Raw genomic sequence first — 15,614 nt, 5'->3', positions numbered from 1 at the left:
CGTATCCTAGCATCAACCGCTGACCAGATTCTGCGGTTTACCCGCCGCCCAGCGGATGATGTTGTCCAGGGTGGTGGCGGCGATCGCGTCCAGTGCCTCGCGGGTCAGGAATGCCTGGTGGGCGGTGATGATCACGTTGGGGAAGGTGAGCAATCTCGCCAGCACATCATCCTGCAGCGGCAAGTCGGAACGGTCCTCGAAGAACAGCTGGGCCTCCTCTTCATAGACGTCCAGGCCCAGGTAGCCGAGCTGGCCGCTTTTCAGCGCATCGATCAGCGCAGGGGTGTCGACCAGTGCACCGCGGCCGGTGTTGATCAGCATCGCGCCCGGCTGCAGCTGGCTCAGGCTTTGCGCATTGATCAGGTGCCGGGTGTGTTCGGTCAGCGGGCAGTGCAGGCTGATGATCCGCGCCTCGCGCAGCAGTTCGGGCAGGTCCAGGTAGCGGGCCCCCAGGGCCAGCAGCTCGGGGTTGGGGTAGGGGTCGTACGCCAGCAGCTGGCAGCCGAAGCCGGCCATGATACGGGCGAAGGCCGCGCCGATCTGGCCAGTGCCGACCACGCCGACGGTCTTGCCATGCAGGTCGAAGCCGGTCAGCCCGTGCAGGGTGAAGTCACCTTCGCGGGTGCGGTTGTAGGCGCGGTGCAGGCGGCGGTTGAGCGCCAGGATCAGGGCCACGGCGTGCTCGGCCACGGCATGGGGCGAATAGGCCGGCACGCGCACCACGGCCAGGCCAAGACGCTGCGCGGCGGCCAGGTCGACGTGGTTGTAGCCGGCCGAGCGCAGGGCGATCAGCCGCGTGCCACCGGCGGCCAGGCGCTGCAGCACCTGGGCATCGAGTTCATCATTGATGAAGGCGCAGACCACCTCGTAGCCCTGGGCCAGGGCGGCCGTGTCGAGGGTCAGGCGGGCGGACTGGAAGTGCAGGTCCAGGGCATTGCCGCTGCCGGCTTGGGTGAAGCTTTCCTGGTCGTAGTGCTGGCTGCTGAACAACAGGGTGCGCATGGTGCAGTCCTCAACGGTCTTGCTCAATTTCCAATGGCCGGCGCGAACCCTGTGGGAGCGGGTTTACCCGCGAACACGGGCGTAGCCCGTGCCAACCACCGCGTCGCCTGTTTCGCGGGTGAACCCGCTCCCACAGGGGGCTTTGTTGCCTGAGTGCCGGTGTCAGGCGCTCAGGCGCGCCTGCGCCGCCAGCCGGTTGATCGCCGCATCCAGCTCATCCAGCGCCTGCTGTGCCTGTGGGCTTTCCTGCTTGAGCAAGGTCTCGCTGCGCTGACACGCCGCACGCAACTGCGGCACGCCGCAATAGCGCGAGGCGCCGTTGAGCCGGTGCACCTGCTCGATCAGTGTCGCGCTGTCATCCGCCTCGCGTGCGCTGCGAATCGCCTGGCGGTCGCTTTCCAGTGATGCCAGCAGCATGGCCAGCATGTCGGCAGCCAGGTCCGGCTTGCCAGCTGCCAGGCGCAAGCCTTCGTCCGGGTCCAGCACCGGCAGCTCATGGCTGTCGCCTTGCTGTTCGCTGGCGTGCTCCAGCGGCGACGCGCCCAGGCTCAACCCAGTCCACTTCATCACCACCTGGGCCAACTGGCGCTCGCTGATCGGTTTGGTCAGGTAATCGTCCATGCCGCTGTGCAGCAGGGCGCGTTTCTCGTTGGCCATGGCATGGGCGGTCAGGGCGACGATCGGCAGCGGGCTGCCGCTCTGGGTCTTTTCCCACAGGCGGATCTGCTCGGTGCAGGCGCGGCCGTCCATGCCAGGCATCTGCACGTCCATCAGCACCAGGTCAAAGGGTTCGGCCTGTACCGCCTGCACGGCGGCATAGCCGTTGTCGACCGCCAGCACGTCGGCACCCAGGTCTTCGAGCAGTGTCTGCACCAGCAGCAGGTTGGCGGCATTGTCGTCGACGCAGAGTATCTTTGCCCGGCGTTGGCCGCTGCTGGCATGGCCCGGCTCGGCCAGTGGCCGGCGCGGGTGCACCAGTTCCAGCAGCAGGCGGCGCAACTTGCGCGTGCAGGTCGGCTTGGACAGCAATTGACCATGGCCGTTAGGCAGGTAGGGGTGGTACAGCGCCTGCTCGGTGGTCGGGCACAGCACCACGCACTGGCAGTGCAAGCGCTCCAACTGCTGGTTGTAGTGGCCGAGCTGCTCCGGCGAAAGCGTGCCGAGGTTGGCGCCGAGCACCGCGAACTCGAAAGGCATGCCGGCCTGCAAGCCGGCCTGCACACCCTGCAGCAACTGGTCGTAGGAGGCGAACAGGCTGACGCTCAAGCCGCAATCTTCGAGCTGGTGCTCCAGCGCCTGGCGCGCCAGCTCATGGCCATCGACGATGGCCGCTCTGCGGCCCAGCAAGGGTTGCAGCGGCTGCTCCTCGATGTCGTCGTGGGCCTTGGGCAGGCTCAGGCTGATCCAGAACTGCGAGCCTTCCCCCGGCGTGCTGTCGACGCCGATCTCACCGCCCATCTGCTCGATCAGGCGCTTGGAAATCACCAGCCCCAGGCCGGTACCACCGGGCTGGCGAGCCAGCGAATTGTCGGCCTGGCTGAAGGCCTGGAACAGGGTGCGCACGTCCTGCGGCGACAGGCCGATACCGGTGTCCTGCACGCTGATGCGCAGCTGGGCGCTGTCTTCCTGTTCATCATCGAGCATGGCCCGGACGACGATGGTGCCTTCGCGGGTGAACTTGATCGCGTTGCTCACCAGGTTGGTGAGGATCTGCTTCAGCCGCAATGGGTCGCCGATCAGTGACGACGGCGTGTCGCGGTAGATCAGGCTGAGCAGTTCGAGCTGTTTGGCATGAGCGGCGGGGGCGAGGATGGTCAGGGTATCCTGCACCAGGTCGCGCAAGTTGAACGGAATGCTGTCGAGCACCAGCTTGCCGGCTTCGATCTTGGAGAAGTCGAGGATCTCGTTGATGATCCCCAGCAGGTTGTCGGCAGACTTCTCGATGGTGCTCAGGTAGTCCAGCTGCCGCGGGGTCATCTCGCTCTTCTGCAGCAGGTGGGTGAAGCCCAGGATGCCATTGAGCGGGGTGCGGATTTCGTGGCTCATGTTGGCCAGGAACTCCGACTTGATACGGCTGGCCTCCAGGGCTTCCTTGCGCGCCATGTCCAGCTCGATGTTCTGGATCTCGATGGTCTCCAGGTTCTGGCGAACATCCTCGGTGGCTTGGTCGATGCTGTGCTGCAGCTCTTCGTGGGCGCCATGCAGGGTTTCGGCCATGCGGTTGATGCCGCGGGCCAGCTCGTCGAGTTCATGGCTGCCCATGGCGGGCAGGCGTTCGTCGAGGTGGCCGTCCTTGAGCTGGTTGACCGCATGCTTGATGCGTGCGATCGGGTCATTGATGGTGCGGCTCATGCGCATCGCCAGCAGGCCACTGAGGGCCAGGCAGGCGAGGATCAGCAGCACGCTGGTGAACAGGTTGCGGTAGCCGCGCAGCAAGGTGCCGTCGTGGGACAGCTCGATCTCGACCCAGCCGAGCAGGCGCTCGGCTTCGGCCGGTACGGCATCGGTGGCCAGGTCGCGGTGGTGGCCGAACACCGGCATCAGGTAGCGGGTGGCGTCGTTGCCGGTACGCTGCAGCAACTGCGTGCCGGTGCCGCCGCTGGGGGCCTGGTTGATCATGCTCGGGCCGGCGTGGGCCAGGCGGCTGCGGTCGGGGGCGAGGAAAGCCACTGCGCGCACGTCGGCCTGCTCCAGGGTTTGCGCGGCGATCCGCTCCAGCTGGGCTGGCGCCTGCCGTGCCAGGGCCGGCGCGGCCAGGGGGGCCAGCTGCTCGGCGAGCATCTTGCCGCGCTGCAGCAGCTGGGTGCGCAACTGGTCTTGCTGCAGCCAGGTGAAATAGCTGCCCAGCACCAGTGCCATCAGGCTGGCCGGCAGCAGTGCCAGCAGCAGTACCCGGCTTCTGATTCCCAAACGATCGAGCACACTCGCCTCCTGTGATGTGCCTGTACGCCGTCGTCAATGCGACGGAACAAAGCGGAAAGTTACTCCGCTGGCTGCGCTAATGCACCTTTTGCATGTGAATTCATTGCCTGGCCAAGGCATTGGTCGCAGGGCGGTTGCCTGGAAGGAAAGCATGCACAATAATCGCGCAACTGAGAATGGATGGCAGTTGCCAATGAATCCTGTAACTAATCACGCCTCGCACATCCTGGCCATCGAGGACGATCCAGTCCTGGGTGCCTACCTGCACGAAGAGCTGCAGCGTGGCGGCTTCCGGGTCACCTGGTGCCGCAATGGCCTGGAAGGCCTGGAGGCGGCCGGCCGGCACGTTTTCGATGTGGTGCTGATGGACATCCTGCTGCCTGGCCTCAGCGGCCTGGACGCTTTGGCCCGCCTGCGCCAGCGCAGTGCCACGCCAGTGATCCTGATGTCGGCGCTGGGCGCCGAAGCCGACCGCATCAGCGGCTTTCAGCGCGGTGCCGACGATTACCTGCCCAAGCCCTTCAGCATGGCCGAACTGCAGGTACGGATCGAGGCGATCCTGCGCCGGGTTGCCCTTGAGCGCCGCCATCATCCCGTGCTGGAGGCTACTGGCGGCGAATTGCACTTCGACGAAGGCCTGTGCGACGTCAGCCTGGGCGGACATCCAGCCGGCATGACCCCCAGCGAATACCGCCTGTTCGACACCCTTTACCGCAATGCAGAAGAAGTGCTGAGCAAGCCCTTCCTCTATCAGCAGGTGCTGCAGCGTGGCTACTCGCGGCACGACCGCAGCCTCGACATGCACGTCAGCCAGATCCGCCGCAAGCTCAAGGGCATCGGCTACCACGAGCGGCAGATCCGCACCGTGTGGGGCAAAGGCTACGTGCTCAGCGCCAGCGAAGCGGAGTAAGCCATGCTCGATCGCCATTCGCTGTTCTGGAAGCTGGCCATCTTGCTGGTGGGCTTCTGCCTGTTGATGATTGGCCTCAGCTACACTTGGGGCCGCCATATGGAAACCCAGAACGCCTTCCTCGACGAGCCGGCGCGCCAGGTGCTGCGCGACTATGCCAGCGAGGCGGAAAAAGCCTGGCGCGGCGGTGGGCGTGAGGGGCTGGACCGCTGGGTGGCAGCGATGCACCAGCGCGAGCGCGGCTGGATCAGTGTGCTCGACATCAACCTGCGGCCCCTGGACAGTGCCGTGCTCGGCCCCCAGATCATGCAACGGCTCACCCGCCTGCGGGGTGTCGACTGGCCCATGAGCCGGCGCAGCGTCGACCAGCCGTGGTTGCGTATTCCGTTCCCCGGCGCGCCAGAGCAGGGCATGCTGGTCATCGAGCTGCCGCAGCGGTTCAACCCTGGCCAGTATCGGGTGTTCTGGCGAATCGTCACCAATGGCATCATCCCCGGCCTGTTCACCTTGCTGCTGTGCGTGGGGTTGTACCGCATGCTGATCGTGCCCCTGAACCAGCTGCGCGAACAGGCCAATGCCTGGCGCGCCGACCAGCTCAGCGCACGCCTGGATTCCCGCACCACAGCCCGGCACGACGAGCTGGGCGAACTGGCCCGGGCCTTCGATCAGATGGCCGAGCGCCTGCAAGGCACCGTGATGCTGCAGCAGCAACTGCTGCGCGACCTGTCCCACGAAATGCGTACCCCGCTAAGCCGCCTGCGCGTGGCCTGCGATGGTGAGACTGACCTTGCGCGCCTGCGTGAGCGCCTGGGCCGCGAGGTGGACTGCATGCAGCAGCTGGTCGAGAACACCCTGCAACTGGCCTGGCAGGATGCCGAGCGCGCGCCGATGAACCTTGAGCCAATTCAGGTTCAGGCCCTGTGGGACCTGCTGGTTGAAGACGCCTGCTACGAAAGCGGCTGGTCACCCGAGCGCTTGCGCTGCGAACTGCCGGGCCATTGCTGGGTGCAAGGCAACCTCAACCACCTGGCCCAGGCCGTGGAAAACATGCTGCGCAATGCCATCCGCCATTCGCCGCAGGATGGCCTGGTGCGCCTGGGCGGGCAGCGCGAGGGTGGTTACTGGCATTTGTGGCTTGAAGATGAGGGTGGCGGAGTGGCCGATGAAGACCTGGAGCGGATCTTTGCGCCGTTTTCCCGGCTCGATGGTTCACGACCTGGAGATGGCGGGTTTGGTCTGGGGCTGAGCATCGCTCGCAGTGCCATCCAGCGCCAGGGGGGGACCTTGTGGGCTGAGAATGGCAAGTCAGGGCTCAGGTTGTGCATGAGACTTCCGATTCATGTGGCGGCCTCTTCGCGGCGGTTCGACGCCTCGACACGCCCGCTCCCACAGGGTTGCGCGGTCCCTGTGGGAGCGGGCGTGCCCGCGAAGCAGGCGACACCGTTATAGCTTGTAGCTATAGCGACCACAGATTGCGTGATATGGCCGGGAAGGGTTTGCCGGTATGATAGGCACCCCTGCCGTCCGGATTGTGAAATACGCCATGACCTTGCAGTACCCAACCATCGCCGATTGCGTCGGCAATACGCCTCTGGTTCGCCTGCAGCGCATCGCTGGCGAAACCAGCAACACCCTCCTGCTCAAGCTCGAAGGTAACAATCCCGCCGGCTCGGTGAAGGACCGCCCGGCACTGTCGATGATCACCCGCGCCGAACTGCGCGGCCAGATCAAGCCAGGCGACACCCTGATCGAAGCCACCTCCGGCAACACCGGCATCGCCCTGGCGATGGCAGCGGCGATCAAGGGTTACAAGATGATCCTGATCATGCCCGACAACTCCACCGCCGAACGCAAGGCAGCGATGACCGCCTACGGCGCCGAGCTGATCCTGGTGACCAAGGAGGAGGGCATGGAAGGCGCCCGCGACCTCGCCGAGAAGCTGCAGGCCGAAGGCCGCGGCCTGGTCCTCGACCAGTTCGCCAACGGGGACAACCCGATCGCCCACTACAGCAGCACCGGCCCTGAGATCTGGCAGCAGACCCAGGGCACCATTACCCATTTCGTCAGCTCCATGGGCACTACCGGCACCATCATGGGTTGCTCGCAGTACCTCAAGGAACAGAACCCCAACGTGCAGATCGTCGGCCTGCAGCCGATGGAAGGCTCGGCCATCCCAGGCATCCGCCGCTGGCCCGAGGAGTACCTGCCGAAGATCTTCGATGCCACGCGCGTCGACCGCGTGATGGACATGTCCCAGCAAGAGGCCGAGGACACCACGCGCCGCCTGGCTCGCGAAGAGGGCATTTTCTGTGGCGTGTCTTCCGGTGGTGCGGTGGCAGCCATGCTGCGCCTGTCCCGCGAAGTGGAGAACGCCGTGATGGTCGCGATCATCTGTGACCGCGGCGACCGTTACCTGTCCACCGGCCTGTTCGACCCGAGCTAAATGTCCAAGAAAAAAAGCAACAGCAGCCTGCGCTTCCAGCCGGCCGGCGGCAACCGCACGCCCCAGGTCCCTGTGGGCAAGAAGCAGCGCCTGGATATCGAGCGCCTGGCCGGTGACGGCCGCGGCATCGCCTTCCTCGAGGGGCGCACCTGGTTCGTCAGTGGCGCCCTGGCCGGTGAAGCGGTCGAGGCACGCGTGCTCAATGCCCGTGGCAAGGTGGTCGAGGCGCGCCTGGAGCGGGTGCTGCAGGCCAGCCCCGAGCGCCGCCAGGCACCGTGCCGCCACTACGACCGTTGCGGTGGCTGTAACCTGCAGCACCTTCCGCACGATGCCCAGCTGGCGCTCAAGCAGCGCACCCTGGCGGAACAGTTGCAGCGGGTGGCCGGCGTGCAGCCCGAAGAATGGGCCGCGCCGCTCAGCGGGCCGGAATTCGGTTACCGGCGCCGGGCGCGGGTGGCGGTGCGCTGGGACGTCAAGGCCAAGCACCTGGATGTCGGTTTCCGCGCTGAAGCCAGCCAGGAAATTGTCGCCATAGATGACTGCGCCGTGCTGGTACAGCCTTTGCAATCTATTCTTCGCCACTTGCCGACGGTGTTGCGCTCGCTGGGCAAGCCGCAGGCGATCGGCCACGTGGAGCTGTTCAGTGGCACCGCCGAAGCCGTGCTGGTGCGCCATGTGGCGCCGCTGCCGGCAGACGACCTGGCGCGCCTGCAGGCATTCTGCGACGAGGCCGGGGCGCAGCTGTGGCTGCAAGGCGAGGGTGAGCCGGCCCCGGTGGATGCCGAGGCGAAGCTGGGCTTTGCCCTGGCGCCTTGGCAGCTGGAGCTGGCCTGGCGCCCGGGCGATTTCGTCCAGGTAAACGCCCAGGTCAACACGGCGATGATCGAGCAGGCCCTGGCCTGGCTCGCACCGCAGGCTGACGAGCGCGTGCTGGACCTGTTCTGCGGCCTGGGCAACTTCGCCCTGCCGCTGGCGCGCCAGGCACGTGAGGTGGTGGCAGTGGAAGGTGTGCAGGCCATGGTCGATCGGGCCGCGGCCAATGCCCGGAACAACGATGTGCATAACGCCGCGTTTTTTCAGGCCGATTTATCGCAGCCTTTGGCAGGCGCCGGATGGGCCGCCGAAGGCTTTTCTGCGGTACTCTTGGATCCACCGCGCGACGGTGCTTACGAGGTGGTGCAAGGCATCGCCCGCCTCAATGCCAAGCGCTTGGTGTATGTATCGTGCAACCCGGCCACGCTGGCGCGAGACGCCCAGGTGCTGGTCGGTCAAGGGTACCGGTTAAAAAGGGCCGGGATTCTCGACATGTTTCCTCAGACGGCGCATGTCGAAGCCATGGCGTTATTCGAAGCGGGCTAGCAGGCTGGCCCCTTGGTGCGGCTTCCACGGAAGCGAAGCTGCACGGTGATAGCCAGTGCACCCGTGTGGTGCGCTGTATGGAAAGGTAAAACAAAGATGGTACAGGTGAGAGTGCACCAGCCGGTCAACACAGACGGCAGTATCAATCTCGAAGCATGGCTGGATCATGTGGTGAGCGTCGATTCGGCACTGGATCGCGTGGCGCTCAAGGAAGCGTGCGATTTCGCCCAGGAGATCGAGAAGAAGGGCAACCCGGCCAAGCATTCCTGGGCCGACGGTACGTCCAGTTTCCAGGCTGGCCTGGAAATCGCCGAGATCCTCGCCGACCTCAAGCTCGACCAGGATTCGTTGGTCGCGGCGGTGATCTATCGCTCGGTACGTGAAGGCAAGGTGACCCTGGCCGAAGTCGGCCAGCGCTTTGGCCCGGTGGTGTCCAAGCTGATCGACGGTGTGCTGCGCATGGCCGCCATCAGCGCCAGCCTCAGCCCGCGCCAGTCGCTGGTGCTGGGCTCGCAGGCGCAGGTCGAGAACCTGCGCAAGATGCTCGTGGCCATGGTCGACGACGTGCGCGTGGCGCTTATCAAGCTGGCCGAGCGCACCTGCGCGATCCGTGCGGTCAAGTCCGCCGATGACGAAAAACGCCTGCGCGTGGCACGCGAGGTGTTCGACATCTATGCGCCGCTGGCCCACCGCTTGGGCATCGGCCACATCAAATGGGAGCTGGAAGACCTGTCCTTCCGCTACCTGGAGCCCGACCAGTACAAGCAGATCGCCAAGCTGTTGCACGAGCGCCGGCTGGACCGTGAGCGCTTCATCAGCGATGTGATGAACCAGCTGCAGAACGAGTTGCTGGCCACGGGCGTCAAGGCCGACATCAGCGGCCGGGCGAAGCACATCTATTCGATCTGGCGCAAGATGCAGCGCAAAGGCCTGGAATTCAGCCAGATCTACGACGTGCGTGCGGTGCGCGTGCTGGTGCCGGAGGTGCGCGACTGCTACACCGCGCTGGGTATCGTGCACACCCTGTGGCGGCACATCCCCAAGGAATTCGACGACTACATCGCCAACCCCAAGGAAAACGGCTATCGCTCGCTGCACACCGCGGTGATCGGCCCCGAGGGCAAGGTGCTGGAAGTGCAGATCCGTACCCACGGCATGCACGAGGAGGCCGAGCTCGGCGTCTGCGCCCACTGGCGTTACAAGGGCACCGACGTCAAGCCGAGCTCCAACCACTACGAAGAGAAGATCTCCTGGCTGCGCCAGGTGCTCGAATGGCATGAAGAGCTGGGCGACATCGGTGGCCTGGCCGAGCAGCTGCGGGTCGATATCGAGCCCGACCGGGTCTACGTGTTCACCCCCGATGGCCATGCCATCGACCTGCCCAAGGGTGCCACGCCGCTGGACTTCGCCTACCGCGTGCACACCGAGATCGGCCACAACTGCCGTGGCGCCAAGATCAACGGGCGCATCGTGCCGCTCAACTACAGCCTGCAGACCGGCGAGCAGGTGGAGATCATCACCAGCAAGCACGGCAACCCGAGCCGCGACTGGCTGAACTCCAACCTGGGCTACGTCACCACCTCGCGGGCCCGGGCCAAGATCGTCCACTGGTTCAAGCTGCAGGCGCGTGACCAGAACGTCGCCGCCGGCAAGACCTTGCTCGAACGCGAGCTCAGCCGCCTGGGCCTGCCGCAGGTGGACTTCGAGCGCTTGGCCGAGAAGACCAACGTCAAGACCGCCGAGGACATGTTTGCCTCGCTCGGTGCCGGTGACCTGCGCCTGGCGCACCTGGTCAACGCCGCTCAGCAGCTGCTCGAGCCCGAGCGCATCGAGCAGATCGAGCTGGTGCCGCGCAAGCCTACCGGCCCGCGTACCGGCAAGCGTGGCGACATCCAGATCCAGGGCGTCGGCAACCTGCTCACGCAGATGGCCGGCTGCTGCCAGCCGCTGCCGGGCGATGCCATCGTCGGCTACATCACCCAGGGCCGAGGCGTCAGCATCCACCGCCAGGATTGCGCCTCGGCGTTGCAGTTGGCCGGCCGCGAGCCGGAGCGGATGATCCAGGTAAGCTGGGGGCCGATCCCGGTGCAGACCTACCCGGTCGACATCATCATCCGCGCCTACGACCGCCCAGGGCTGCTGCGCGACGTTTCGCAGGTGCTGCTGAACGAGAAGATCAACGTGCTGGCGGTCAACACCCGCTCGAACAAGGAAGACAACACCGCGCTGATGTCGCTGACCATCGAGATTCCGGGCCTGGATGCGCTGGGGCGCTTGCTGGGCAGGATTTCGCAGTTGCCGAACATCATCGAGACGCGGCGTAACCGTACCCCTTGAGACCGCGGCGCCTGCTTCGCGGGCAAGCCCGCTGCCACAGGATGAGTGCAATCTGTCTGATGTGCGCTGTATCTGTGGGAGCGGGCTTGCCCGCGAAGAAGGCTTCACCGAAGGACCTGCATAAATGACCTACACCCTCGAAGACCTGCTGCACCTCATGGCCCGCCTGCGCGACCCGCAGTACGGCTGCCCATGGGACCTCAAGCAGAACTACGCGAGCATCGTCCCGCACACCATCGAAGAGGCGTACGAAGTCGCCGACACCATCGAGCGCGGCGATTTCGAGCACCTGCAGGGCGAGCTCGGCGACCTGTTGTTCCAGGTGGTCTACTACAGCCAGCTGGCCCGGGAAGAAGGGCGCTTCGAGTTCGATGGCGTGGTCGACAGCATCACCCGCAAGCTGATCCGCCGTCACCCCCATGTGTTCCCGACCGGCGAGCTGTACGCGCCGCTGGACACCCCCAGCCTGAACGAAGCCCAGGTCAAGTCTCGCTGGGAGGAGATCAAGGCCGAGGAACGCGCCGAGAAAAGCACCCCTGAACAACTGTCGCTGCTCGATGACGTGCCGGCGGCATTGCCGGCGCTGTCGCGGGCGGCCAAACTGCAGAAGCGCGCGGCCACCGTCGGTTTCGACTGGCCAGCGGCACTGCCGGTGCTGGACAAGGTGCGCGAGGAACTCGACGAAGTGTTGCAGGCCATGGCCGACAACGACGCTGATGCCCTCGAGGATGAAGTCGGTGACCTGCTGTTTGCCGCCGTGAACCTGGCCCGCCACCTCAAGCAAGACCCGGAAAACGCCCTGCGCCGCGCCAACCGCAAGTTCGAGCGGCGTTTCCGCTTCATCGAACAGGCATTGCGCGACAGCGGCCGGCCGATTGAAGATTGTAACCTTGACGAGCTGGACGCCCTCTGGGGCGAAGCCAAGCGTCAGGAAAAGAACCTGCCCAGCTGCGGCTGAGCTGTTGCATAAGTGAGTGAACATTCATGAGCCTTTCCCTTCGCGACCAATTGCTCAAAGCCGGTCTGGTCAACCAGAAACAGGTCTCGCAGACCAACAAAGCCGAGAAGAAACAGAAACGCCTGGAGCACAAGGGCCAGGTCGACGTCGACGACAGCCAGCAGCGCATGGCCAAGGAAGCCATGGCCGAGAAGGCCAAGCGTGACCAGGAGCTGAATCGCCAGCAACAGGAAAAGGCCGAGCAGAAGGCCCGTGTGGCGCAGATCAAGCAGTTGATCGAAGCCACCCGCCTGCCCAAGCTGACCACCGAGGACTATTACAACTTCGTCGACGACAAGAAGGTCAAGCGCATTGCCGTCAACGCCCTGATGCGCACCCGCCTGAGCAACGGCGCGCTGGCCATCGTGTCGCATGCTGGCGGTTACGAAGTGATCCCGCGTGAGGCGGCGGTGAAGATTCAGGAGCGCGACCCGAGCCGCATTCTGCTGCTCAACACCCATGTCGAGGAAGCGGACGAGGACGATCCGTACGCGGCCTACAAGATCCCTGACGATCTGATGTGGTAAACAGCAAAAACCCCGCTCAGGCGGGGTTTTTTATTGAAGGCGGTGTCATTTGTCATTGGGTAGTGCGCTGGTTTTCCAGGTCTTCCAGCTCCGCCCGGTACTGGTGGGCTTCGTGTTCATTGTGGAACATCCCGACCAATTGGCCCTGCTGGTGCACATCCCAGATCCGCACGCCAGCGGCCAGGCCTTCGTGGGACATTTTCGATTCGTCGCGTTCGGTTACTTGGACTGTCATCGGTAAACTCCACTGCTTGGGTTTGCTGCGACACTGTGTCGCACAACCCCTTTATAGAGTTTGTTAGCAGGCTAAGTAAATAAAACGGCCATGAAACAAGTTTCATGAAGACCCGAATGCGGTCAACTTTGTAGGAGCGGCCATCATCCGGACACAAAAAAGCCCCGCACTGGCGGGGCTCCGGAGATTGCGGGCTGTATCGGATCAGTTACCCTTCACCGACTTGCCATCGACCGTGCCATCCTGCAGCACGATGACGTATTCCTTGCCATCGGTTTCGACCTGGCGCAACTGCACCAGCAAGTAGTCCCAGTCCTTGGCGAACCACAGTTCGGTGATGCGCTTGCTCTGGCTCGGATCGCGAACGCGTTCGACCTTCACCGCCTCGACCTGGCCGGTCTTGGTGGTGACTTTCTCGGTGCCCAATACGCGGAAGTCGTAGGCGTCGATCTCGTCACCGTCGACCACCTGGTAGGTCATGCTCTTCTTGCCGGCGGCCACATCGTGTTGCAGGGCCAGCTGGTAGGATGACTTGTCCAGCACACCGCGGTTGAGCGGCAGGTTGATCGCATCGCCACGATCGCTGCCGGTGATTTTCTTGCCACTCCAGTCGAAGGTCAGGTCGACTTTCTTGGCCTTGCCCAGGCCGCCACGTTCGAAGTGGTACTTCTGCGGCAGCAAAGTGTCGTTGTCCAGGCGCAGGGTGCTTTGCTCGGTCAGGCTGGCGATCATCATGGAAGCCTTGAAATTCAGGTCCCAGGTACCGTTGGCATTCTTGACCAGGCTGCGCTCGGCGGTGCCGCTCATGGGCAGTTGCTTCCAGTCGGCGGTGTAGCTTGCCGAGAACGGCTTCAGGTCAGCTGCCTGGAGGGGCAGGGCGAGCACGGTAAGGGCCAATAGCAGGGCGCGACGCATAAGTTCTCCTAGGGTCGAATCAAGTGACCACTGGCCGGCAGCGGCTGGTCGTCCAGTAACGCACCCTGTTCACCCAGGCGCAAGCGACCTTGGGCAAACCAGTGCACCGCCAGCGGGTAGATCTGGTGTTCCTGATGGTGGACCCTTTGGGCCAGGCTTTCCACCGTGTCCTCAGACAGCACCGGTACCACAGCCTGTACGACCAGAGGCCCGCCATCGAGTTCCTCGGTGACGAAGTGTACGCTGCAGCCGTGCTCGGCGTCGCCTGCCTCCAGTGCCCGGCGGTGGGTATGCAGGCCCTTGTAACGGGGCAGCAGCGACGGGTGGATGTTGAGCAGGCGGCCCTGGTAGTGGCGCACGAAGTCGCCACTGAGGATGCGCATGAAACCGGCCAGCACCACCAGGTCCGGGGTGAAACCGTCGATGCGTGCCATCAGCGCGGCATCGAAGGCTTCACGGCCGTCGAACTGGGTGTGGTCGAGCACCACGGTGTCGATACCGGCTGCCTGGGCCCGTTGCAGGCCATAGGCATCGGCGCGGTTGGAGACCACCGCGGCGATGCGCACCAGGCTGTCCTGCGCGTGGCAACTGTCGATCAAGGCTTGCAGGTTGCTGCCGGAACCCGACAGCAGTACCACTACATTGCAGGGCTTGCTCGGCATCAGTGTGCCTTGAGGTTCTGCAGTTCGACCTGGGCAGCGCCTTCGGCGGCTTCGGCGATGTGGCCGATGACCCAAGGCTGCTCACCGGCGGCGCGCAGTTCGTTCAGGGCGGCTTCGACCTGATCCTGGGCAACGCAGATGACCATGCCGACGCCGCAGTTCAGAACGCGGTGCATTTCGTGCTCGTCGACGTTGCCCTTTTCCTGCAGGAAGTCGAACACCGCCGGGCGCTGCCAGCTGGCCACATCGACCACGGCCTGGGCATTTTTCGGCAGTACGCGCGGGATGTTGTCCAGCAGGCCACCACCGGTGATGTGGGCCATGGCCTTGACTGCACCGGTGTTCTTGATCAGTTGCAGCAGTGGCTTGACGTAGATGCGGGTCGGCGCCATCAGCAGGTCGGTCAGCGGCTTGCCGTCGAGCTGGGTGTTCTCGATGTCGGTGCCGGACACTTCGAGGATCTTGCGGATCAGCGAGTAGCCGTTGGAGTGCGGGCCGGAGGACGGCAGGGCGATCAGCGCGTCACCGGTTGCAACCTTGGAGCCGTCGATGATCTCGGCCTTTTCCACCACGCCGACGCAGAAGCCGGCCAGGTCGTAGTCTTCACCTTCGTACATGCCTGGCATTTCGGCGGTTTCGCCACCGACCAGGGAGCAGCCGGCCAGTTCACAGCCAGCGCCGATGCCGGTGACCACAGTCGCGGCGACGTCGACGTTCAGCTTGCCGGTGGCGTAGTAGTCGAGGAAGAACAGTGGCTCGGCACCGCAGACCACCAGGTCGTTGACGCACATGGCGACCAGGTCCTGGCCGATGCTGTCGTGCTTGTTCAGGTTCAGCGCCAGGCGCAGCTTGGTGCCGACGCCATCGGTGCCGGAGACCAGCACCGGCTGCTTGTAGCCGGCCGGGATCTCGCAGAGGGCGCCGAAGCCGCCCAGGCCACCCATGACTTCAGGGCGTGCGGTGCGTTTTGCCACGCCCTTGATGCGTTCGACCAGTGCTTCGCCGGCGTCGATGTCTACACCGGCGTCCTTGTAGCTCAGGGAGGGTTGCTTGCTCATTGATCCAGGCCTTTAAGAGGGAGGGATTCGTAAAAACGACCATGACGGCCAAGGCCGGCTGGGAAGCGGCGGCTGCCTGAAACGTCAGTGGTCTGTGAAGGCGCGCGATTTTATCAGGGTTGCCGTGCAGCGGCCATCCTCAGGCCGACGGGCAGGGCGGTAAATTGCTGAAAAAGGTGTGCGGGTGGTTGATACGCCGCCTTCTGTATAAGCTGCAAACCACATGCTTCATGCGCAACCGGACAGG

13 protein-coding genes are annotated in these 15,614 nt (G+C 64.5%); 7 read left to right on the top strand and 6 right to left on the bottom strand.

Annotation, left to right across the window (positions count from 1 at the left end; translation table 11 throughout):
• Positions 1 to 12: 12 nt before the first annotated feature.
• Both CAF78_RS11815 and CAF78_RS11810 read right to left on the bottom strand, forming a co-directional pair.
• On the bottom strand, positions 13 to 1,002 hold the full coding sequence (locus tag CAF78_RS11815; RefSeq protein ID WP_085675330.1) for a 2-hydroxyacid dehydrogenase: 990 nt from the start codon (positions 1,000 to 1,002) through the stop codon (positions 13 to 15).
• Positions 1,003 to 1,164: 162 nt separating this feature from the next.
• Positions 1,165 to 3,924: a response regulator gene (locus CAF78_RS11810; protein WP_085675331.1), complete on the bottom strand. Its 2,760-nt coding sequence runs from the start codon at positions 3,922 to 3,924 to the stop codon at positions 1,165 to 1,167.
• Between the two features lie 193 nt (positions 3,925 to 4,117).
• On the opposite strand from CAF78_RS11810, the gene CAF78_RS11805 reads away from it, so the two are divergent.
• The 7 genes from CAF78_RS11805 (at position 4,118) to CAF78_RS11775 (ending at position 12,497) form a co-directional block, all read left to right on the top strand.
• Entirely contained in the window at positions 4,118 to 4,834 is a 717-nt protein-coding gene (locus tag CAF78_RS11805; RefSeq protein ID WP_085675332.1) for a response regulator transcription factor, read from the top strand.
• Positions 4,835 to 4,837: 3 nt separating this feature from the next.
• Positions 4,838 to 6,283, top strand: coding sequence for a sensor histidine kinase (locus tag CAF78_RS11800; protein WP_085675333.1), 1,446 nt, complete (start codon positions 4,838 to 4,840; stop codon positions 6,281 to 6,283).
• A gap of 94 nt (positions 6,284 to 6,377) precedes the next feature.
• A complete protein-coding gene (gene cysM, locus CAF78_RS11795) occupies positions 6,378 to 7,277 on the top strand; it encodes a cysteine synthase CysM (protein WP_085675334.1) in 900 nt (299 codons plus the stop codon).
• The gene (rlmD, locus tag CAF78_RS11790; RefSeq protein WP_085675335.1) at positions 7,278 to 8,636 is read left to right on the top strand and encodes a 23S rRNA (uracil(1939)-C(5))-methyltransferase RlmD; all 1,359 of its coding nucleotides are present in this window, start codon (positions 7,278 to 7,280) and stop codon (positions 8,634 to 8,636) included.
• A gap of 96 nt (positions 8,637 to 8,732) precedes the next feature.
• Entirely contained in the window at positions 8,733 to 10,973 is a 2,241-nt protein-coding gene (gene relA / locus CAF78_RS11785) for a GTP diphosphokinase (protein ID WP_085675336.1), read from the top strand.
• A 124-nt stretch (positions 10,974 to 11,097) separates the two neighbouring features.
• Positions 11,098 to 11,931 carry a nucleoside triphosphate pyrophosphohydrolase gene (gene mazG / locus CAF78_RS11780; protein WP_085675337.1) on the top strand — a complete coding sequence of 278 codons (834 nt, stop codon included), beginning with the start codon at positions 11,098 to 11,100 and terminating at the stop codon, positions 11,929 to 11,931.
• A gap of 26 nt (positions 11,932 to 11,957) precedes the next feature.
• Positions 11,958 to 12,497 (top strand): DUF2058 domain-containing protein, encoded by a 540-nt coding sequence (locus CAF78_RS11775; RefSeq protein WP_085675338.1) that lies wholly within the window; start codon positions 11,958 to 11,960, stop codon positions 12,495 to 12,497.
• Positions 12,498 to 12,549: 52 nt separating this feature from the next.
• On the opposite strand, the gene CAF78_RS11770 is transcribed toward CAF78_RS11775, so the two are convergent.
• The 4 genes from CAF78_RS11770 to purM form a co-directional block, all read right to left on the bottom strand.
• On the bottom strand, positions 12,550 to 12,732 hold the full coding sequence (locus tag CAF78_RS11770; protein ID WP_085675339.1) for a hypothetical protein: 183 nt from the start codon (positions 12,730 to 12,732) through the stop codon (positions 12,550 to 12,552).
• A gap of 204 nt (positions 12,733 to 12,936) precedes the next feature.
• A complete protein-coding gene (locus CAF78_RS11765) occupies positions 12,937 to 13,647 on the bottom strand; it encodes a DUF3108 domain-containing protein (protein ID WP_085675340.1) in 711 nt (236 codons plus the stop codon).
• Between the two features lie 8 nt (positions 13,648 to 13,655).
• A complete protein-coding gene (gene purN / locus CAF78_RS11760; protein ID WP_085675341.1) occupies positions 13,656 to 14,309 on the bottom strand; it encodes a phosphoribosylglycinamide formyltransferase in 654 nt (217 codons plus the stop codon).
• Positions 14,309 to 15,367 carry a phosphoribosylformylglycinamidine cyclo-ligase gene (purM, locus tag CAF78_RS11755; protein WP_027918086.1) on the bottom strand — a complete coding sequence of 353 codons (1,059 nt, stop codon included), beginning with the start codon at positions 15,365 to 15,367 and terminating at the stop codon, positions 14,309 to 14,311. Before purM ends, purN begins: the two co-directional genes overlap by 1 nt.
• Between the last annotated feature and the right edge of the window lie 247 nt (positions 15,368 to 15,614).

This window comes from Pseudomonas sp. R28(2017), from assembly GCF_002112505.1.
In the GTDB taxonomy this organism is placed as follows: domain Bacteria; phylum Pseudomonadota; class Gammaproteobacteria; order Pseudomonadales; family Pseudomonadaceae; genus Aquipseudomonas.
The sequence above is the reverse complement of the archived record's forward strand: the minus strand, read 5'-3'. Positions and strand labels throughout refer to the sequence as shown.